The sequence below is a fragment of the Methylophaga sp. UBA4204 genome (assembly GCF_002379485.1).
Classification (GTDB): Bacteria; Pseudomonadota; Gammaproteobacteria; order Nitrosococcales; family Methylophagaceae; genus Methylophaga.
This window is the reverse complement of the sequence record NZ_DFTU01000072.1, coordinates 1-20,164: the sequence shown is the minus strand read 5'-3', so window position 1 is coordinate 20,164 and position 20,164 is coordinate 1. Positions and strand designations below refer to the sequence as shown.

The 20,164-nt window shown below is 44.6% G+C and carries 20 protein-coding genes; 17 read left to right on the top strand and 3 right to left on the bottom strand.

The window, feature by feature from the left end; genetic code table 11:
* The coding region (map, locus tag B3182_RS10435; protein WP_292752685.1) for a type I methionyl aminopeptidase at positions 1 to 467 on the bottom strand (467 nt) is incomplete at its 3' end.
* 262 nt (positions 468 to 729) lie between these two features.
* On the opposite strand from map, the gene rpsB reads away from it, so the two are divergent.
* From rpsB to lpxA, 13 genes are all read left to right on the top strand, one after another.
* Positions 730 to 1,482 (top strand): 30S ribosomal protein S2, encoded by a 753-nt coding sequence (gene rpsB / locus B3182_RS10430; protein WP_292357983.1) that lies wholly within the window; start codon positions 730 to 732, stop codon positions 1,480 to 1,482.
* A gap of 104 nt (positions 1,483 to 1,586) precedes the next feature.
* Complete coding sequence (tsf, locus tag B3182_RS10425) at positions 1,587 to 2,468, top strand: translation elongation factor Ts (protein WP_292357984.1); 882 nt, start codon at positions 1,587 to 1,589, stop codon at positions 2,466 to 2,468.
* A 2-nt stretch (positions 2,469 to 2,470) separates the two neighbouring features.
* Positions 2,471 to 3,196 (top strand): UMP kinase, encoded by a 726-nt coding sequence (pyrH, locus tag B3182_RS10420; protein WP_292357986.1) that lies wholly within the window; start codon positions 2,471 to 2,473, stop codon positions 3,194 to 3,196.
* Between the two features lie 8 nt (positions 3,197 to 3,204).
* On the top strand, positions 3,205 to 3,762 hold the full coding sequence (gene frr / locus B3182_RS10415) for a ribosome recycling factor (RefSeq protein ID WP_292357988.1): 558 nt from the start codon (positions 3,205 to 3,207) through the stop codon (positions 3,760 to 3,762).
* Between the two features lie 23 nt (positions 3,763 to 3,785).
* A complete protein-coding gene (locus tag B3182_RS10410) occupies positions 3,786 to 4,529 on the top strand; it encodes an isoprenyl transferase (protein ID WP_292357990.1) in 744 nt (247 codons plus the stop codon).
* Positions 4,486 to 5,346 carry a phosphatidate cytidylyltransferase gene (locus B3182_RS10405; RefSeq protein ID WP_292752682.1) on the top strand — a complete coding sequence of 287 codons (861 nt, stop codon included), beginning with the start codon at positions 4,486 to 4,488 and terminating at the stop codon, positions 5,344 to 5,346. Before B3182_RS10410 ends, B3182_RS10405 begins: the two co-directional genes overlap by 44 nt.
* Positions 5,346 to 6,536, top strand: coding sequence for a 1-deoxy-D-xylulose-5-phosphate reductoisomerase (gene ispC, locus B3182_RS10400; protein ID WP_292357994.1), 1,191 nt, complete (start codon positions 5,346 to 5,348; stop codon positions 6,534 to 6,536). Before B3182_RS10405 ends, ispC begins: the two co-directional genes overlap by 1 nt.
* Positions 6,524 to 7,861, top strand: coding sequence for an RIP metalloprotease RseP (gene rseP / locus B3182_RS10395; RefSeq protein WP_292357996.1), 1,338 nt, complete (start codon positions 6,524 to 6,526; stop codon positions 7,859 to 7,861). Before ispC ends, rseP begins: the two co-directional genes overlap by 13 nt.
* A gap of 56 nt (positions 7,862 to 7,917) precedes the next feature.
* Positions 7,918 to 10,194, top strand: coding sequence for an outer membrane protein assembly factor BamA (gene bamA, locus B3182_RS10390; protein ID WP_292357997.1), 2,277 nt, complete (start codon positions 7,918 to 7,920; stop codon positions 10,192 to 10,194).
* A 20-nt stretch (positions 10,195 to 10,214) separates the two neighbouring features.
* Positions 10,215 to 10,715, top strand: coding sequence for an OmpH family outer membrane protein (locus B3182_RS10385; protein WP_292357999.1), 501 nt, complete (start codon positions 10,215 to 10,217; stop codon positions 10,713 to 10,715).
* Between the two features lie 10 nt (positions 10,716 to 10,725).
* Entirely contained in the window at positions 10,726 to 11,739 is a 1,014-nt protein-coding gene (gene lpxD, locus B3182_RS10380) for a UDP-3-O-(3-hydroxymyristoyl)glucosamine N-acyltransferase (RefSeq protein WP_339639932.1), read from the top strand.
* 99 nt (positions 11,740 to 11,838) lie between these two features.
* The gene (gene fabZ / locus B3182_RS10375; protein ID WP_292358001.1) at positions 11,839 to 12,288 is read left to right on the top strand and encodes a 3-hydroxyacyl-ACP dehydratase FabZ; all 450 of its coding nucleotides are present in this window, start codon (positions 11,839 to 11,841) and stop codon (positions 12,286 to 12,288) included.
* Positions 12,285 to 13,055 carry an acyl-ACP--UDP-N-acetylglucosamine O-acyltransferase gene (lpxA, locus tag B3182_RS10370; protein WP_292358002.1) on the top strand — a complete coding sequence of 257 codons (771 nt, stop codon included), beginning with the start codon at positions 12,285 to 12,287 and terminating at the stop codon, positions 13,053 to 13,055. Before fabZ ends, lpxA begins: the two co-directional genes overlap by 4 nt.
* A 32-nt stretch (positions 13,056 to 13,087) precedes the next feature.
* Here the strand turns inward: lpxA and B3182_RS10365 are convergent, their stop codons facing one another.
* Entirely contained in the window at positions 13,088 to 14,272 is a 1,185-nt protein-coding gene (locus B3182_RS10365; RefSeq protein WP_292358004.1) for an ammonium transporter, read from the bottom strand.
* Between the two features lie 294 nt (positions 14,273 to 14,566).
* Here B3182_RS10365 and B3182_RS10360 point away from each other — a divergent pair, with 294 nt between their 5' ends.
* Genes B3182_RS10360 through der form a run of 3 tightly spaced genes read left to right on the top strand, consistent with a single transcriptional unit; the run spans position 14,567 to position 17,779 of the window.
* Positions 14,567 to 15,208: a YfgM family protein gene (locus tag B3182_RS10360; protein WP_292358006.1), complete on the top strand. Its 642-nt coding sequence runs from the start codon at positions 14,567 to 14,569 to the stop codon at positions 15,206 to 15,208.
* A complete protein-coding gene (gene bamB / locus B3182_RS10355; protein WP_292358008.1) occupies positions 15,198 to 16,367 on the top strand; it encodes an outer membrane protein assembly factor BamB in 1,170 nt (389 codons plus the stop codon). Before B3182_RS10360 ends, bamB begins: the two co-directional genes overlap by 11 nt.
* A gap of 2 nt (positions 16,368 to 16,369) precedes the next feature.
* Positions 16,370 to 17,779 carry a ribosome biogenesis GTPase Der gene (gene der / locus B3182_RS10350; RefSeq protein ID WP_292358009.1) on the top strand — a complete coding sequence of 470 codons (1,410 nt, stop codon included), beginning with the start codon at positions 16,370 to 16,372 and terminating at the stop codon, positions 17,777 to 17,779.
* 61 nt (positions 17,780 to 17,840) lie between these two features.
* Here der and B3182_RS10345 read toward each other — a convergent pair whose 3' ends face one another.
* On the bottom strand, positions 17,841 to 18,179 hold the full coding sequence (locus B3182_RS10345; RefSeq protein WP_292358011.1) for a hypothetical protein: 339 nt from the start codon (positions 18,177 to 18,179) through the stop codon (positions 17,841 to 17,843).
* Positions 18,180 to 18,302: 123 nt separating this feature from the next.
* On the opposite strand from B3182_RS10345, the gene B3182_RS10340 reads away from it, so the two are divergent.
* Positions 18,303 to 20,108: a type I secretion system permease/ATPase gene (locus tag B3182_RS10340; RefSeq protein WP_292752679.1), complete on the top strand. Its 1,806-nt coding sequence runs from the start codon at positions 18,303 to 18,305 to the stop codon at positions 20,106 to 20,108.
* Positions 20,109 to 20,164: the final 56 nt, after the last annotated feature.

Sequence of the window (20,164 nt, the reverse complement as noted above, 5' to 3'; positions counted from 1 at the left end):
GCGTGTTGCTGAATAGCATGACCAATATCACCCAGCTTGATGCCGGGTTTAACCATATCAATCCCTATCAGCATACATTCTCGGGCTACTCGAGACAGGCGTTGCGCCAGAATCGAGGTCTTGCCCACATGAAACATTTTGCTGGTATCGCCGTGATATCCATCTTTTATAACCGTTATATCGATATTAATGATGTCGCCATCTTTGAGCTTTTTATCACTGGGGATACCGTGACAGATAACATGATTGACTGAGGTGCAGATAGACTTAGGGAAGCCATGATAGTTTAGTGGGGCAGGGATGGCTTTTTGTTCATTAACAATATAATCATGACAAATAGTGTTCAACTCATCAGTGGTGATTCCCGCAACCACATGTGGTTCGATCATGGTCAGAACGTCTGCGGCGAGTTTTCCTGCCACACGCATTTTTTCGATTTCTTCGGCTGTTTTAATGGTCACGCCCATGCCAGATCCTGATTACTGTTAACGATAAAAAGAGAAAGCATAGTTTGCCGCAAAAACCGCTGAACTGCCAGCAAACTGGCTTAATCCACTGTGTCGACGGTATATGCTTTGTTTTAATCAGTAACTGTGGAATAATATGCGCGCCTTAGCAAAGGCAAAATCACACACGTGCCGACACAGTTTTCGGGGTGCTGTCTGTAAATTCAGATCAGTCGATAGCTGGGGTACGTGGAGGTTTAACCCCATATATATAGGTATAATCATGGCTAAAATTACAATGCGCCAAATGCTTGAAGCAGGCGTTCACTTCGGTCACCAAACACGTTACTGGAACCCGAAAATGGGTCCTTTCATCTTTGGTAAGCGTAACAACATTCATATCGTTAACCTTGAGCACAGTCTGCCAATGTTCAACGATGCATTAAACTACGTCAGTAAACTGGCTTCTAAAAAAGGTCGTATTCTGTTCGTCGGCACCAAACGTGCTGCACAGGATGCTATCCGTGAAGATGCTGAACGTTGTGGTATGCCTTATGTCAACCGTCGCTGGTTAGGTGGCATGCTGACAAACTATCAAACCGTTCGCCAATCAATCAAACGTCTTGAAGCCATTCAGGCGATGATTGAATCAGGTAAAACCGAAGGTTTGAAAAAGAAAGAAGTTCTGAACCTGTCACGTGAACAGGAAAAACTGGAAAAAAGTATCGGTGGTATCAGAAAAATGGGTAACCTGCCTGATGCTTTATTTGTTATCGACGTTGATCATGAGCGTATCGCGATTCAAGAAGCAAACAAACTGGGTATTCCTGTAATTGCTGTTGTCGATACCAACAGTAATCCTGATGGTGTGGACTATGTCATCCCAGGTAACGATGATTCAATGCGTGCCATCCGTCTTTACACAGCAAACATTGCTGATACCGTTTTGGAAGGCCGTGCATCGGTCACCACGGGTAATGCCGAAGAAGAGTTTGTTGAAGTTGCGGAAGAAAATGCTCCAGCAGCAGCTGAATAAGCTCTGATAATGACTTAAACAGGCTCGCTGTAAAGCGGGCCTGTGTTGTATGTATGGTCTGAAAACAGGCCGTTCACAAAAATTGATTTTAAGGGTTACAAAAAATGGCTATAACTGCAGCTTTAGTAAAAGAACTGCGTGAGCGTACTGGCTCCGGCATGATGGAATGTAAAAAAGCATTGGTTGAATCGAACGGTGACATTGATGCCGCAATTGAAGCGATGCGTAAATCTGGTCTGGCCAAAGCCGATAAAAAATCTGACCGTATCGCTGCTGAAGGTATTATCGCAATTGAAACCAGTGCAGATAACAAACAAGCGGTTATGTTGGAAGTGAATTCTGAAACTGACTTTGTTGCCAAGGCAGATGATTTCATCAACTTCGTTAGTGCCGTGTCACAAAAAGTTCTGGAAGCTCAACCAGCTGATCTGGAAACATTATTGCAATTGCCTCTGAGCAATGGCGAAAGTGTTGATACTGTTCGTCAGTCATTGGTTGCGAAGATTGGTGAAAATATCCAAATCCGTCGCTTTACCTTGATGAATACTGATAATGGTGTAATTGGTGCTTACCGTCACGGTGATCGTATCGGTACGCTGGTTCAATTGAACGGTGGAAATGAAGAACTGGCGAGAGATTTGGCAATGCATGTTGCTGCCAGCCGTCCTCAAGCCGTATCAGCTGATGAACTGTCAGAAGATCTGTTACAGAAAGAACGCGATATCGTGGCAACTCAGGCGCGCGAAAGCGGCAAGCCTGAAGCAATTGTTGAAAAAATGATTGAAGGTCGTATGAGCAAGTTTGTTAACGAAATCAGTCTGCTCGGACAAGCATTTGTTAAAGACCCTGATGTCACAGTTGAAAAACTGGTTAAACAAGCTGGTGCAACGGTTGAAGGTTTTGCCTGTTTTGAAGTCGGTGAAGGTATCGAAAAGAAAGTCGATAACTTTGCAGAAGAGGTTATGGCTCAGGCACGGGGAAACTAAATATGACAGAAACGGGAAGTCAGCCAGTTTATAAGCGCGTCTTACTCAAACTGAGTGGTGAGGCTTTAATGGGGAATGCTGAGTATGGCATTCAACCTGAAGTCATTTCCCGATTTGCCCAAGAAATAACTGAGCTGAATGCCCAAGGGGTTCAGCTCGGTATTGTGATCGGTGGTGGCAATATTTTCCGTGGTGCAGGTTTAGCTGCTAGCGGTATGGATAGAGTCAGTGCCGATCATATGGGTATGTTAGCGACAGTATTAAATGCACTGGCACTGCAGGATGCTCTGGAACGTAATGGAACATTCTGTCGTGTCATGTCTGCAATCCGTATTCATGAAGTGTGCGAAGATTATTTGCGTCGTCGTGCTATTCGGCATTTGGAAAAAGGTCGGGTCGTTATTTTTGCTGCCGGGACTGGTAATCCATTTTTTACGACCGATTCAGCGGCGAGTTTACGTGCTGTTGAAATTGGTGCCGAACTGATGCTGAAAGCTACTCAGGTTGATGGCGTCTATGATGCAGACCCGCGTAAAAATCCAGATGCCGTCCGTTATGACACTTTATCGTATGATGAAGTGATCAATAATCGACTCGGCGTAATGGACACCACAGCAGTGGTGATGTGTCAGGAACAGAAGATGCCATTACGAGTATTCGATGTGCATAAGTACGGTAATCTGACAGATATTCTTTACGGTAAAAATGTTGGAACATTGGTGAAATAGGACAAATCATGATTAATGATATTCAAAAAGATGCAGCAGACCGGATGCAGAAAAGCGTTGCCGCTCTGAGTACTGCACTGGCGAAAATCCGTGCAGGGCGTGCACATACCAGTTTATTAGATCATGTCTCAGTGCCATATTACGGCTCCGACGTTCCACTCAGTCAGGTGGCCAGTGTCGGCATTGAAGATTCAAGAACGATCACCGTTGCGCCATGGGAAAAAAACATGGTGGCGGTGATTGAAAAAGCGATCATGACTTCTGATTTGGGGGTCAACCCAAACAGCGCCGGCATGACCATTCGTATACCAATCCCACCGTTAACAGAAGAGCGTCGTAAGGATTTGGTCAAAGTGGCTAAGTCTGAAGCTGAAAATGCACGTATTGCTGTACGTAATATTCGACGCGATGCAAACGGCAGCCTGAAGGACTTGTTGAAAGAAAAAGCTATTTCTGAAGATGAGCAACGTGGCGCTGAAGAAGCGATCCAAAAGTTGACCGATAGCACTATCAAACAGATTGATGATGTACTGGCTGAAAAAGAAACCGATTTGATGGCAGTCTAAGCCATTATGGTTTAGCCAAACTGATGAATTCTTCCAATCGCTCCATTCCGAGACACATTGCTATCATTATGGATGGCAATGGTCGATGGGCGAAACAACGGTTACAACCCAGGTTTATGGGGCATCGCGCTGGCGTCAGAGCGGTGGAAGGTATTGTTAAACACTGTGTGGCAAGTGGAGTAGAAGTCCTCAGTTTGTTTGCCTTCAGTAGCGAAAACTGGCGTCGGCCCGGTAAAGAAGTCAATTTATTGATGGAGTTATTCAGTCATGCACTGGATAATCAGGTTAAACGGCTGCATAAAAATAATATCCGTTTAAATATTATTGGTGATTTGAGCCGGTTCTCAGATGCATTACAGCAGCAGATTGTGGATGCGACGGCATTAACCGCAGAAAATGATGGTTTGATTCTCAATATTGCAGCTAACTATGGTGGACGCTGGGATATCACCCAATCGGTCCAACAAATTGCTTTCAAAATTAAATCCGGTGAAATGCAACCTGAACAGGTTGACGAAAGTGTCATTGCCAGCCACCTGGTTACTGCAGATTTACCCGAACCGGATTTGTTTATTCGTACGGGGGGAGAACAGCGCATCAGTAACTTCCTGATGTGGCAGCTGGCCTACACCGAACTCTATTTTACCGACAAACTATGGCCTGAGTTTAATGCTCAGGATCTGGATAATGCGATTGACTCATTTTCCAGCCGGGAGCGTCGGTTTGGTCGAACCTCAGAGCAACTCACTGGGCAAGAAGATGCTTAAACAGCGCTTATTAACTGCCGCTTTGTTGATTCCTTTAGTTGTTATGGCAATTTTGCTGTTACCGACTATGGGGATGATTGGTTTGCTCACGGTGGTGACCTTGATGGCAATGTGGGAATGGCTTTCCATGGCGCAGATGCAACCGCTCATCAAAGTGCTTGCCAGTTTGTCGTTCATTGCCGCTCTGTTGGCGCTATTGGCGATGGCAGGGATAAATTATATGCTGCTATCTGGGTTAGTCTTTTGGATACTGATCAGTTTTATCATTGTTTTATTTGCCCACCGGCCATTACCCAACTCTCTCGCTCAGCTTTTTCATAATAAATTCGTGACTTATCTACTCAGCATGCTAGTTGCTTTGTTATTTGTTTACAGTGCCGTCTGGTTACACGGTATTGCCGGCAACGGTCCATGGCTGGTGTTATATGTATTAATAAGTGTATGGCTTGCAGACACGGGTGGTTATTTTGCAGGTAAGCGTTGGGGTAAACATGCCCTTGCTAAAGCGATCAGTCCTAATAAGACACTTGAAGGGCTTATAGGGGCAATAGTGCTGGTCATGCTTTGGAGCATATTGGCCTATTTTATGGGCATTTCTAAGTTTTTATCACTGCCATTATGGATTTTTATCAGTGTTTTAACTGGCCTCATTTCCGTTAGTGGTGATTTATTTGAAAGCTTGTTTAAACGTAGCTACCAGATAAAAGACAGCGGCCATTTATTACCGGGGCATGGTGGAATGCTGGACCGCGTGGATAGTCTGCTGGCTGCTGTACCTTTCTTTGCTGCGTTAATATGGTTGACAGGGCAGTTTTGATGCAGCAAGTCACTATTCTGGGATCGACCGGTTCCATTGGCATCAGTACTCTGGACGTGTTACAACGCCATCCCGAAAAGTACCGGGTCTATGCGCTGGCAGCGAATAAATCAGTGGATGCTTTGCTTGAGCAATGTCTGCAATTTCAGCCCGCAGTCGCGGTGATGCTATGCCCGGATTCTGCTGAAAAACTTAAAACCAAACTCGATGCTGCTGGCGTGGCCATTGAAGTACAAAGCGGTATGCAGGCTTTGGAGAGAATATCCAGTACTGACCAAACAGATATCGTGGTCGCCGCTATTGTGGGCGCTGCTGGGTTATTGCCAACTCTGGCAGCAGCCAAAACAGGAAAAAGAATCCTGCTGGCAAATAAAGAAGCCTTGGTGATGAGTGGTGCATTACTCATGCGCGAAGTGCAGGAAAATAATGCTGTTTTGCTTCCTGTTGATAGTGAGCACAATGCCATATGGCAATGTATGCCTGTAGGCGAAAGCCAACAGTATCAGTTTGATAACAAAGGTATTCGCCGTATTATCCTGACCGCGTCAGGTGGTCCATTCCGTGATTGGGAGATTGCAGATTTGGAAGCAGTAACACCCGAACAAGCGGTAGCCCATCCCAACTGGTCGATGGGACAGAAAATATCGGTTGATTCAGCCACCATGATGAACAAAGGGCTGGAAGTTATCGAGGCACATTGGCTGTTTGGTATGCCGAGTAACAAGATTGAAGTTGTATTGCATCGTCAAAGTATTATTCATTCAATGGTAGATTATATGGATGGCTCAGTGCTGGCGCAGATGGGCAATCCCGATATGCGTACACCTATTGCCAATACCCTGGCCTGGCCAGAACGCATTGATTCAGGTGTTGCACCATTGGATTTGGTCAAAGCAGGGAGACTTGATTTTGCCATTGCAGATTTTAAACGTTTCCCCTGTCTGGCGCTGGCCTATAAGGCATTGAACATCGGTGGTACCAGCACCGCCATTCTTAACGCGGCAAATGAAGTGGCGGTAGAAGCGTTCCTGCAACAGCAAATCAAATTTACTGATATTGCCCGGGTCATCGCGGACGTGTTGGAAAGCATACCTGCAACATCAGCTGATTCACTGGAACAGATATTGTCTGCCGATAAGCTGGCAAGAGAGGCTGCCCAAAAGCAGACTAAGATTTTATGCAATCATTAATCTTTTTTATTATTGCCCTCAGCTTGCTGGTGGTCATCCATGAATTCGGCCATTATTGGGTGGCAAGAAGATGTGGCGTGAAAGTACTACGCTTTTCAGTTGGCTTTGGACAAAAACTCTGGTCAAAACAACTCAAAAACGGCACTGAATTTGTCATCGCAGCATTGCCATTAGGTGGCTATGTCAAAATGCTGGATGAACGAGAAGCACCAGTAGCAGAAGCAGAGCTTGACCAGGCCTTTAATCGTCAACCGTTACGAAACCGGGTTGCAATTGTATCTGCCGGACCGATCGCAAACCTGTTATTTGCCGTCTTTGCCTATTGGGTCATCATGGTTACCGGTGTGCCCGGTTTAAAGCCGATCATTGATGATGTAACAGCTGATTCTCCCGCTGCGATGGCACAGCTCATTCCTGGTGAAGAAATTATAGCCGTCAATGGCAAAGCAACGCCGACAGTTAACAGCTTGTTTCAGCAATGGTTGAAGTTCGCGCAGTCCGGTGAAACCGTTACCCTGACTACCCGCATTACTGATATTGAAAGTACCAAACAACTAACATTGCCAAAACTTGGGCTGGACGATGCTGGATCACTGTTTAGTCAGATAGGTATCAAAACCGTGCAACCCGATATGCCCCCGATTCTGGGTGAAATTGTGGCTGATAGCCCGGCGGAAAGGGCGGGCTTACAAACAGGTGATGAATTAATTTCAGCTGATGGAAAACAATTATCCAGCTGGCAGGCTTGGGTCGCTCTCATTCAAAGCAGTGCTGATGAAGAAATGAGTATTGAAATTCTTCGTGATGGACAAGTTGAACAGCTCGATATTACTCCTGTCGCAGATGAAAATAATGTCGGTCGGATAGGTGCGGCAGTCAATACCGAAGGCTATGAAATCCCCGCAGAATTAAGATCAGAATTACGTTATGGCCCATTGGCGGCGATCCCCCAGGCGTTCAGCCAAACCTGGCAGTTCAGTGTCACCACCTTAAGTGGCTTATGGGGCATGCTTATAGGTACGGTTTCCAGTGACAATCTTGGCGGGCCTATTGCTATTGCCCAGTTTGCCGGGGATTCTGCGCAACAGGGCTTAATTGCTTTTATCAGTTTTCTGGCAATGATCAGCATCAGTTTAGGGATTCTGAATTTACTTCCAGTTCCGGTACTTGATGGTGGCCATTTGCTGATGTACTTTTTTGAATGGGTTCGTGGCAAGCCTTTGCCCGAATCAGTACAAATCCAGGGACAAAAAATAGGATTATTCCTGATTCTTCTGCTAATGGTATTCGCTTTTACAAATGACATCGCCCGACTCATTGGCTAATCGAAACATTGCAGGTACACTTACGATTTCTTCGGCTGACTGACTGTAAAACAACAATGAAACAAATCATCACAGCATTGACGCTCATCTTGTTATCCTCCGCAGCTTGGGCCGAGGAATTTATTATCAAAGATATCCGGGTGGAGGGGTTGCAAAGAATCTCCGCAGGTACCGTTTTCAACTTTTTACCGGTTAAAGTCGGTGATGAACTGACTGAAAATGATGTTAGAGGCATCATTCGCTCATTGTTTAAATCAAAATACTTTAATGATGTGCAGGTAGAACGCGATGAAGGCGTTTTAGTTATCACTGTAAGTGAGCGCCCGGCGATTTCCAGTATTGAGTTTATTGGTAACAAAGATTTGGACAGTGATGAATTATTAAAATCATTGCGTCAGATTGGTTTTGCTGAAGGTCAGGTATTTGAGCAGGCGATGCTGGAAAGGGTTGAGCTGGAGTTACAACGTCAGTATTTCAGTCGTGGTAAATATGGTGTGAATATTAGCTCTGAGGTTACTCCGCTGTCGCGTAATCGAGTAGCCGTCCGCATTAATATGGCTGAAGGCGTGGTTGCGACGATTGGTGAGATCAACATTGTCGGCAATAAATCATACGATGAAGACGAGTTGCTGGACGAGTTGGAATCGACAACGGGGGGCTGGCTATCATCGTTAACCAAAGATAATCAGTACTCACGGCAAAAGTTATCAGCTGATCTTGAGTCTTTGCGTTCTTTTTATCTGGATCGCGGTTATGTTGATTTTACAGTCGAGTCCACTCAGGTAACAATTTCTGATGATAAAAAACAGATGTTCATTACGATAAATATTTCGGAAGGTGAACGTTATAAAATCAATGAAGTAAGATTGGCGGGCAATCTGATTGTGCCGGAAGAAGAGTTATTTGATCTGGTCACCATTCGTAAAAACTCAGTGTTTTCCAGAAAAGCCATTACTTCAAGTTCTGAAAGGCTGACTGATCGACTGGGAAATGATGGTTATGCCTTTGCCAACGTTAACGCAGTCCCGGATATTGATCGTGAAACACGCGAAGTTAATCTGACTTTCTTTGTTGATCCCGGCCGTCGGGCTTATGTACGCCGTATCAATATTTCTGGTAATAGTAAAACCCGTGATGAGGTACTGCGTCAGGAAATGCGTCAACAGGAATCAGCCTGGATTTCTACCGGTGATGTTGAACGTTCAAGAGAACGTATCTCACGTTTGGGCTATTTTGAAGATGTAAACGTTGAAACTCTGCCTGTTGCCGGAACATCTGATCAGGTCGATCTGGATTTCAATGTAACCGAAATGGCCTCAGGCAGCTTGTCAGCGGGTATTGGTTATTCGCAGTCTGACGGCATTATCTTTAATGCCAATGTGACCCAGAAGAACTTTATGGGTAGTGGTAAACATATTCGTTTCGGTTTTAACAACAGCCGGGTTAATACTGTTTACAGCTTTGGTTACACCAATCCATTTGCGACTGTAGATGGTATCAGTCAGGGTTTTAACCTGTTTTACCGTGAAACCGATGCCTTTGAAGCGAATATAGCAAATTACACCACGGACGTATTCGGTGGTGACATTAATTTTGGTATTCCCATCTCGGAAAACAACCGCATTAATCTGGCTTTCGGCTATGAAAATACCCAGCTGGATGTACCTAGTAATAATGATATTACCCGCTATGATGATTTTATCGAAACCGAAGGTGATTCTTTCCATGCATTTCCGGTAACACTGGGGTGGTCCAGCGATACCCGTGATAATGCAATATTACCTACAAAAGGGTTATCACAAAGTCTTTCTGCTGAGGTTGCTACTCCTATCGGCGACTTACAGTATTACAAACTGCGCTATCGCAATAACTGGTATACACCATTAAGCGATACCTTTACATTTGCGTTGCGGACCGACCTTGGCTACGGTAGAGCCTATGGTGATAGTAACGAGTTTCCTTTCTTCCAGAACTTTTATGCCGGTGGTATTCGTAGCGTAAGAGGTTTTAGAGCGAATACACTGGGCGTCAGAGAAGCTGACCAACCTTTGGGTGGTAATTTAATGGTCACCGGCGGTGCAGAGATTATTTTTCCCATCCCATTCATGAAAAAAGCTTTACGCTCTTTCCGCTTGAGCACATTCGTGGATGTGGGTAACGTATATGATGTCGATCAAAGCTTTGAAGCTGACTTGCTGCGCTATTCAACCGGCTTATCAGCGATTTGGATTTCACCATTTGGCGCAATGTCGTTTAGTATTGCTGCTCCTTTGCGTGATCAGCCGGATGATGAAACGGAAGTATTCCAGTTTTCATTAGGATCGACATTTTAATTTAACTATCGGAGTTAAGAGTGAAAAAAATCAAGATTGTTGGCCTTATATTGGCTTCTTTAATGGTTAGCCCAGTATTTGCTGAAGAAATGAAAATTGGCGTGGTTAATGCCAGTGTTGTATTAGATCAATCGCCCCAAAAAGAACGTGCTTTAGCCCGTTTGGAAAAAGAATTTTCAGCTCGTAGCAAATCACTCGAGAACAAACACAAAGAATTACGTGCAGCTCAGGAAAAACTAAACCGTGACGCTGCTGTTCTCAGTAATGAGGACCGCCAGGTCCAGGAGCGCAAGATCATTAATGATCAACGTGAACTGAAACGCCTTCAGGATGAGTACAGTGAAGACTTGTCTATTCGTCGCAATGAAGAATTACGCAAGTTAGAAGAAGAGATCGCCGAAACCATCGTCGAGCTTGCCAAAAAAGAATCCTATGATTTGGTGCTTTATCAAGGTGTCATTTTTGCCAGTGAAAAGGCAGATTTAACTTCTAAAGTGCTGGAAAAACTTAAAGCGAAATAAGAATCTGGATGTGGTGTGGACTTTAGCAAAAATTGCATCTGAAATTGGTGCAAAACTGGTTGGCAATGCAGACAAAGTGATAACCGGTGTCGGTACCCTGCAGAATGCAACGGATACTGACATCAGTTTTTTGGCAAATACCAAATATCGTCAGTATCTTAAATCAACTTCAGCAGGTTGTGTGATTGTGTCACCTGATGATTTGGCTGAACTTCAGACGAATGCATTGGTCATCAAAGATCCTTACGTTGCTTATGCAAAAGCTGCCTCGTTGTTATATCCCGAAGAGCAGTCTCCAATAGGTATTCATCCGAGCGCTGTCATTGGCGAAAACTGTCAAATAGCGGAATCGGCACGTATATCAGCACAGGTCTATATCGGCAACAACGTTCAAATCGGTGACAATGTCGATATCGGTCCTGGCTGTGTTATCGAAAACAATGTTTCTATTGCCGCTGATAGCAGGTTGATTGCCAATGTGACTTTATGCCGAAAAGTACATATTGGTGAGCGTGTACGTATTCATCCTGGGGTAGTTATTGGTGCAGATGGTTTTGGTATTGCGAATGAAAATGGTCTCTGGCTGAAGATACCTCAGGTCGGGTCAGTAATTATCGGTAATGATGTCGAAATCGGGGCGAACACGACTATTGATCGTGGCGCGATTGACGACACTATTATCAGTAATGGTGTGAAGCTGGATAATCAAATCCAAATTGGTCACAACGTCTTTATTGGCGAGCATACTGTTATTGCAGGTTGTGTCGGTATTTCTGGTAGTACGCACGTCGGATCGCATTGTGCGATTGGTGGTGGAACAGGGATTGCCGGACATATCGAAATAACAGATGGCGTGCAAATAACCGGTATGAGTATGGTGACTAAATCAATACTGACAGCAGGCTCCTACTCATCAGGTATTCCAGCAGAACCGACCAGAGATTGGCATCGTAATGTTATTCGATACCGACAACTTGATAAATTAAATGACAAAATAAAACAATTGGAGGCCAAGCTGGAGTAATGGATTTTCATTGCTGGATGGCTGGCTTGGCTTTACCGCATCAGTGTCTCAACGTAAGATTACTGCACGCAAAAATATAAATCCTAAAGGATAATCAGATTGAACACCATTGACATACATGAGATTCAACGCTTACTGCCACATCGATACCCCTTCCTGTTGATTGACAGGGTGATTGAATTTACACCAGGTGAGCATCTGGTTGGTATCAAAAATGTCAGCTTTAACGAACCACACTTTACCGGACATTTTCCACAACGTGTGATTATGCCTGGTGTGTTAATTCTTGAAGCATTGGCTCAGGCTACAGGATTACTTGCCTTTAAAACGGCAGACCAAATTCGTTCTGATGATGCCCTGTATTATCTGGCAGGCATTGATAACGCACGTTTTAAAAAACCTGTCGAACCGGGTGATCAGTTGCGTTTAGAAGTAAAGTTAATTAAAAATAAACGTAATTTATGGAAATTTTACGCTCAGGCTACTGTTGACGGCGATGTCGTTGTCAGTGCTGATATTATGTGTGTTAACCAAGAAATGCCTTCGTGATTCATCAAACAGCCTTAATCGATCCTGGTGCCAAAATTGCTGATGATGTGATCATCGGTGCTTACAGTATTATCGGAGCGAATGTCGAAATCGCTTCAGGTACCGAAATAGCCTCACATGTGGTAATAAAAGGTCCGACCAGAATTGGTCGTAATAATCGTATATTTCAGTTCTCATCGATAGGTGAAGAACCTCAGGATAAGAAATATCACGGAGAACCAACTCTACTGGAAATCGGTGATAATAATCTGATACGGGAATCTGTGACCATCAATCGCGGTACAGTGCAGGGTGGTGGTGTTACCAGAGTCGGCAGTAATAACTGGATCATGGCCTATGTACATATTGCTCATGACTGCATTATTGGCGATGACAATATATTTGCTAATAACGCCTCTCTGGCGGGACATGTCATCGTTGATCAACATGTTATCCTTGGAGGGTTTACGCTGGTGAGTCAGTTTAATCATCTTGGATCACATAGTTTCAGTGCGATGGGCAGCGTTATATCTCGCAATGTTCCACCTTATGTTCTGGTTTCCGGACACATGGCTGAACCTGTCGGAATTAACGTTGAAGGACTGCGTAGACGCGCTTTTACTGATACCCAGATTCGCAATATCCGTCAGGCGTACAAACTGGTTTACCGTTCAGGTTTGCGCATGGAAGAAGCACGAGAACGCTTGCATAGTATTAAACAGGAAGCTGAAGAACTGACAATCTTTATGGAGTTTCTGGATAAGCAACAAGGTGGCATCATCCGGTAGTTTCCTACCGGATGATGAGTTGATAAGCAACCTTAATCGTTTGCCGGGGTTGAGCTGATTTTATGAATACTCAAATCTGCCCCATTGAATTCATCTTCTGTACTTAATCTAAGTCCCATAGTGGCTTTCAAACCGCCATAGACAATAAGACCACCGATAAACGCAATACCTACACCAATGGCCGCTCCGATAAACTGAGAAGCCAGGCTGACCCCGCCCATTCCACCCAGGGCGACCTTTCCGAAAATACCGGCAGCAATAGCCCCCCATACGCCACATAACCCATGAAGTGGCCATACACCTAAAACGTCATCAATTTTCCATTTATTCTGTGCCAGAGTAAAAGTGATGACAAAAATAGCTCCGGCAAGCGAACCTGTTACCAATGCACCAAGGGGGTGCATGATGTCTGAGCCAGCACAAATTGCCACTAAACCGGCAAGTGGACCATTATGGACAAACCCTGGGTCATTACGACCAATAAAACAGGCTGCCAGAGTACCTCCAACCATCGCCATTAATGAGTTAATGGCTACCAGCCCGCTGATGCCTTCAACTTCCTGAGCCGACATTACATTAAAACCAAACCAGCCTACGGTCAGGATCCATGCGCCTAGCGCCAGAAAAGGAATATTTGATGGTGGGTGAGCATATATTTCGCCTTGCTTGCCATAACGTCCGTGTCTTGGACCTAGCAACAGAACGGCTGCCAAGGCTATCCATCCACCAACAGCATGAACTACGATAGAACCGGCAAAGTCGTGAAACGCCGCGCCAAATTGATTTTCCAGCCAATTCTGAATACCAAATAAGCCATTCCAGCTGATGCCTTCAAATACTGGATAGACAAAGCCTGCAATCAAAAATGTGGCAATCAATTGAGGATTGAATTTTGCCCGTTCGGCGATACCACCGGAGACAATGGCAGGTATTGCTGCGGCAAATGTTAATAAAAAGAAAAATTTCACTAAGGCATAGCCATTGTTTTCGGTGAGTAATGGCGAAGGTTCAAAAAAATTCAAACCATAAGCAATTCCATAGCCGATAAAAAAGTAAGCAATAGTGGAAACGCCAAAGTCAGTGATAATTTTGACCAAAGCATTAACCTGATTTTTTTTCCTTACGGTACCGACTTCAAGAAAGGCGAAGCCAGCATGCATGGCAAGCACCATAATGGCGCCTATTAATATAAAAAGTACGTCGCTTGCGTTTTGCACAATTAGTTTTCCTTATAATTAGTGTTGAGCAAGCACCAAAATAGCAAGACTTGCACCAATTTAGACAAAATCATATAAAACAAGCATCTAGAGTTTTTGCTATTCAGTGAATTCTTATAAATTGAACTGTTATGGTGCGATTTTATATTTAATGGCACTTATATGGTGCGATTGGCTGGTGCTGCCATGGTTAGCACAATCAGCGGATAAACACGTATAATCTGGCACTTTAATTCACTTACGAAAAAGTGATGGCTTAACTATCCTTAAATTGCTGTAAGCAAGGAGAAAACGATGGATATCTACGCATCGGATGATGAAAAAGGCGAAGCGATAAAGAATTGGTGGCGGGAAAACGGCCGTTCAGTAGTAACCGGTGTGGTTTTAGGTGGTGCAATAATTTTTGGTGGTCGTTATTGGATTAATTTTCAACAAGCCAAGACTGAGCAGGCTGCAGCAATGTACCAACAAGTTCAGATGAACATCAGTAATGCTGATTTAACAGCTGCTGAAGACTTGACCCAGGAACTCATGCAAACACATTCTGCTACTCCATATGCTGCATTTGCTTCGCTGGAGCTGGCTGCTGAACAAGTGCGCAATGACCAAACTGTAGCGGCATTGGAATATTTACAGTGGACTGTTGATCAGGCAAAACTGAACGCCCAGAAAGATTTGGCCAGATTACGTATGGCTCGTGTATTGGTTGATCAGGCCGAATACGCAAAAGCTTTGGAATTGACCCAACAAACTGTTTCTGAAGGATTTGTTTCTTTATTTGCTGAACTCAAAGGTGATATTTATCTTGCACAGGAAAATAAAACAGAAGCCTATGAAGCTTATGTCGAATCTATTTCAAGTATGGATGCTGATGACCCTCGTAAAACTCTCCTGGAAATGAAGCGTGATGATGTGGCCGTTATTAATGAAAGCTAATGTAATCCGAAATACCGTTGTTGGCTTTGCTCTGATGGCGCTTGCTGGTTGTGGAACAGTAAAAGAATTCTTTGCGGCTGACAGTTACGAAGCTCCGCCAACTGAACTTACTGAATTTCAAGTAGAGTTCGAACCCAAAACTCTCTGGTCAACGGGTACTGGTGATGGTGCTGGATCAGAGTATTCAAATCTTGCGCCCTGGATTCAAGGTGACTCCATTGTCACCGTGGATCATGAAGGAGATGTTCGCAGCCATAATATTGAAAATGGCCGACGTGAATGGCGCAGCAAATTAGATATGCCTGTTGCGTCGGGTGTTGGTGGCGGAGAAGGTCTGATCGTTGTTGGTTCTCAGAGTGGGGAAGTAGTCGCTTTGGATGACAGCACCGGTGATGAACTCTGGCGTCAGCGTCTCAGCAGTGAAGTCCTTGCACCGGCAAAAGTCGGTGGCGATAGCGTTGTTGTGAGAACAGCAGATGGTCGTTTAACAGCGATTTCAGCAAGCAGCGGCAATATTCTGTGGAATTATCAACGCGCCGTACCACTTTTGAGTCTTCGTGGTGTTAGCGCTCCTGTGATTGACGGACAAACAGTTTTTGCTGGATATGATAATGGTAAGTTAGTTGCACTCTCTCTCAATGATGGCAAAGTTATCTGGGAAAAAAGTGTCGCTGTGCCAAGTGGTCGTACTGAGTTAGAGCGATTGGTCGATATCGATGCCGACCCGGTGATCCAAAACGGTATGATTTATGTTGTCGCTTTTCAGGGTAATTTAGCAGTAATGGATACGGATACCGGACAAACCCTATGGGACCGAGAAATGTCCTCTGCAACCGGTATTGCGGTAGCGTCAACGGATGCTGTTTATGTGAGTGATGATCAAAGTTATCTATGGTCAATCGCTGACGGATCTGGTGATTCTTTATGGCGTCAGACATTATTGCTAAGACGAAACATTACCGCGCCAGTCATTGCCGGTGAATATGTGGTGGTAGGTGACTTTGAAGGTTATTTACACTGGGTGGCACGTTCCGATGGTCGTTTTGTTGCTCGTCAAAGACTGGATAAAGATCCTATTCGCAGCCAACCCATCGTTCGTGATGGTGTGCTTTACGTCATGACTACAGGCGGCAAGCTTTCCGCCATTCGGATCCCCTAACTGTGAAACCTGTTATTGCTCTTGTTGGGCGGCCGAATGTTGGCAAATCCACGTTATTTAATCGTCTGACCAAGACGCGCAATGCGTTGGTAGCAGATCATGCCGGTTTGACCCGTGATCGGATATACGGCAATGCGCGTCATGATGAAGCGGAATTCATTCTTATCGATACAGGTGGTTTGACCGTACAGGGTGACGATATGTCAGACCTGATGCGCAAACAGGCTGAACTGGCGATTATGGAAGCCGATCTGATTCTATTTGTAGTTGATGGCAAAACCGGTGTTGTCCCCGCTGATGAATTGATAGCAAAACAGTTACGCAATGTTGGTAAGCCGGTTTTACTGGTTATCAATAAAACTGAAAGCGAGCAAAAAGAGCTGGCGGCAGCAGATTTTTATCGGCTTGGGCTGGGTGAACCGGAAGTCATTTCTGCGACTCAGGGACGTGGCATCAGTAATTTAATGAATACCCTTATGCGTGATTTACCCGCTATTCGTATTGTTGAATCTGAAGAAGATGAAAAAGAAGAAGATACGTCAGGTGATATTCGTCTCGCCGTTGTGGGTAGACCAAATGTAGGTAAATCAACGCTGGTCAATCGTCTGCTCGGCGAAGACCGTGTTGTGGCTTTTGATGAACCGGGCACTACCCGGGATAGTATCTATATTCCATTTGAAAAGGATGGCACGAACTACATCCTAATCGATACAGCAGGTGTCAGACGCCGTTCCAAGGTCTCCGAAGCGCTGGAGAAATTCAGCATTGTAAAAACCCTGCAAGCCATCGAGGCGGCTAATGTGGTTTTGTTAGTATTAGATGCGCACCAGGGTGTTGTGGATCAGGATCTTCATCTGGCTGGGCTGATTATCGAAAGTGGCCGCGCTGTGGTTATCGCAGTCAATAAATGGGATGGTCTGGAGAAACAGGAACGTGAATGGGTTGCAACCAATATTGAGCGTCGTTTGCCGTTTTTGAGTTTTGCCAAGACGCATTTCATTTCGGCTTTGCATGGCAGTGGTGTTGGCTTATTACTTAAATCTGTAAAAACTGCGTATGGCTCTGCCTTAGCTAAAATTCCTACGCCACAATTAACCAGAGTATTGGAAGAGGCTGTTGCCGATCATCAACCACCATTGGTTAACGGACGCCGGATTAAATACCGTTATGCCCATTTAGGCGGTAAAAATCCTCCCCGTATCATTATCCATGGTAATCAGACAGAAGCGACGCCAAACAGCTATCGACGTTATTTGGAAAATTATTTCCGTACTGCACTCAAATTGCAGGGAACACCGGTGATGATTGAGTTTAAGACCAGTGATAATCCGTTTAGAGAACGGAAGAAGCCGGCAGAGAATCCACAGGAAAAACGCAAGCGAATAATAGCCAGTCGGGTTAAAAAGAAATAGCTTTGGGAGTGTTAATCTTCCATCGCTGCCAGCAGTCGTGGAGATGAAAAATCAACAAGCCCTAGAGCAAGCCTTCATCTTCGTTCATTAAATTTTCCAATGAACTAAGATGATGGCGAATCTTTTCACGCTGAACTAATTTTTGTTGCGCTGCCTCAGGTAATTCAGTAAATAAAATCACCCCTTTGTCTATCAGCGTGTTCACCAGATCTTCAATAACCCTTACCATCGCCATGTCTGAGGCTGTAAGTATCGTTTGAATATCTTCCTGGCGGTTGGATTGACCAAGGAACTCAAGTAATTCGGGGGCTTGTGGAGAGATGTAGTGACTATCATCGCTCTGTGGGGAATTAAAAACTCCAATTATGTGACCCTTTTCATCGCGATCGACGTATACCATCTTATTGTTCCCGATTATTCTTGATATGCTACCTTTGGAAAGAGTAAGCGGTCATAGGTTTACAGTAAAGAAAAAAACTGTGAAACTCATCACATTTTGAGTTGGGTAGCGTCGTTGGATTAAATGGAAAATCAAGCAACCACTGAACAAGAACGGAATCGGCAATGGAAAGCTGAATCGGCTTATCTGACTCATGATGATCCGCTATTAGCATGTCTGACGGTTCTCACCAAACTTTTACGAAAACCACATAGCCCTGATTCGATGGTAGCAGGCCTTCCTTTAGTGGATAACCGACTGTCTCCAGAATTGTTTTCCAGAGCGGCTGAACGGGCAGGGCTTTCTTCAAAAGTCATAAAACGCCCACTACGTAAAATTTCTCCGTTGGTGCTACCAGCTGTATTACTTCTGAATGATGGCAATGCCTGTATTTTACTGAAGCTAAACGGCAAAGAGGCTACGGTCATTTATCCTGAAAATGGCGACGCTGAAACTGTCGTGGAATTGAACGAGTTACAGCAGTATTACACTGGCTACGCTATTTTCATACGAGCAGTTCAGCATTTTGATAACCGCAGTGAAAACTCGGCCATCCCTCGGGCCAGACACTGGTTCTGGGGAACGCTGACACGTTATTGGCCAATCTACAGCGAAGTATTCGTGGCTTCAATTCTGGTCAACTTATTTGCCATAGCTTCACCGCTGTTTGTGATGAATGTCTATGACCGGGTCGTACCCAACAATGCGCTGGCTACATTGTGGGTGTTGGCGATTGGTCTGGCGATTGTGTTTGTCTTTGATTTGTTACTACGCACATTACGTGGTTACTTTATTGATGTTGCCGGCAAAAAAGCAGACGTTATTTTATCCGCCACGATTTTTGAAAAAGTACTGGGCATCAAAATGGCTGCTCGGCCCAATTCAGTAGGTAACTTTGCTAATAGCATGCAAGAGTTTGAGTCATTTCGTGACTTTTTTACTTCGGCCACGCTTGCCACGCTGATTGATTTACCGTTTACCTTTTTGTTTATAGCCGTTATCTGGATGATTGCCGGTGATTTAGCCTATATTCCGTTGGCGGTTATTCCCATTACGATTTTGATTAGTTTAATCATTCAGATACCGTTAGGTCGGGCAATTAAGCAGTTATTTCGTCATGCTGGACAAAAAAGCGCCACACTTATAGAAACATTAACCGGCCTCGAAACGATCAAAAGTCTGGGGGCAGAGAGCCCGTTACAACGTAAATGGGAGCAAACTGCCGGCTCTATTTCCAAGTACAGTCAACGGGCCAAACTGCTGTCATCAGCAGCAGTAAATTTAACCAGTTTTGTTCAGCAAATGACCACTATTGCCGTGGTGGTTTATGGGGTCTACAAAATCAGTGAGAACGAAATCAGCATGGGTGCCTTGATTGCCAGCACCATACTGGCAGGCAGGGCGCTGGCACCAATGGGGCAGCTGGCAGGTATTTTAACGCGTTTTCATCATTCAAAAGCCGCGTTAAGTTCTTTGAACAATATGATGAATTTACCGGTTGAACGTCCCAGCGGTCGGGAATTTCTGCATCGTGAGAAATTCCAGGGTGGTATTGAATTCAAACAAGTCAGCTTCCGCTACCCAGAGCAGGCCATAGACGCATTAAGCGATATTTCCTTTAAAATTAAACCGGGTGAAAAAGTTGCCATAATCGGCAGAATCGGTTCCGGTAAAAGTTCGATAGAGAAATTGATTCTGGGTTTATATGAACCTGCCGAGGGTGCAGTGCTTCTGGATGAGACGGATCTGCGACAGATTGATCCAATTGATTTACGCCGATCTGTCGGCTATGTTCCTCAAGATGTCATGCTGTTCTATGGCAGCGTGCGCGACAATATCGCTTTAGGGGCTCCCTTTGCTGATGATGCCGCAGTATTATCATGTACATGAGCATTACTGCTACCGGTATTGTTAATTGATCCAACATTATTTAATGCATTATCATA

What these genes read in the sequence shown, in the direction of transcription:
- B3182_RS10340 (WP_292752679.1), top strand. Translation starts at nt 18,303, where the DNA reads ATGGAAAATCAAGCAACCACTGAACAAGAACGGAATCGGCAATGGAAA.
- bamA (WP_292357997.1), top strand. Translation starts at nt 7,918, where the DNA reads ATGAAACAAATCATCACAGCATTGACGCTCATCTTGTTATCCTCCGCA.
- B3182_RS10410 (WP_292357990.1), top strand. Translation starts at nt 3,786, where the DNA reads ATGAATTCTTCCAATCGCTCCATTCCGAGACACATTGCTATCATTATG.
- pyrH (WP_292357986.1), top strand. Translation starts at nt 2,471, where the DNA reads ATGACAGAAACGGGAAGTCAGCCAGTTTATAAGCGCGTCTTACTCAAA.
- frr (WP_292357988.1), top strand. Translation starts at nt 3,205, where the DNA reads ATGATTAATGATATTCAAAAAGATGCAGCAGACCGGATGCAGAAAAGC.
- B3182_RS10345 (WP_292358011.1), bottom strand. Translation starts at nt 18,179, where the DNA reads ATGGTATACGTCGATCGCGATGAAAAGGGTCACATAATTGGAGTTTTT.
- B3182_RS10360 (WP_292358006.1), top strand. Translation starts at nt 14,567, where the DNA reads ATGGATATCTACGCATCGGATGATGAAAAAGGCGAAGCGATAAAGAAT.
- rpsB (WP_292357983.1), top strand. Translation starts at nt 730, where the DNA reads ATGGCTAAAATTACAATGCGCCAAATGCTTGAAGCAGGCGTTCACTTC.
- bamB (WP_292358008.1), top strand. Translation starts at nt 15,198, where the DNA reads ATGAAAGCTAATGTAATCCGAAATACCGTTGTTGGCTTTGCTCTGATG.
- ispC (WP_292357994.1), top strand. Translation starts at nt 5,346, where the DNA reads ATGCAGCAAGTCACTATTCTGGGATCGACCGGTTCCATTGGCATCAGT.
- tsf (WP_292357984.1), top strand. Translation starts at nt 1,587, where the DNA reads ATGGCTATAACTGCAGCTTTAGTAAAAGAACTGCGTGAGCGTACTGGC.
- rseP (WP_292357996.1), top strand. Translation starts at nt 6,524, where the DNA reads ATGCAATCATTAATCTTTTTTATTATTGCCCTCAGCTTGCTGGTGGTC.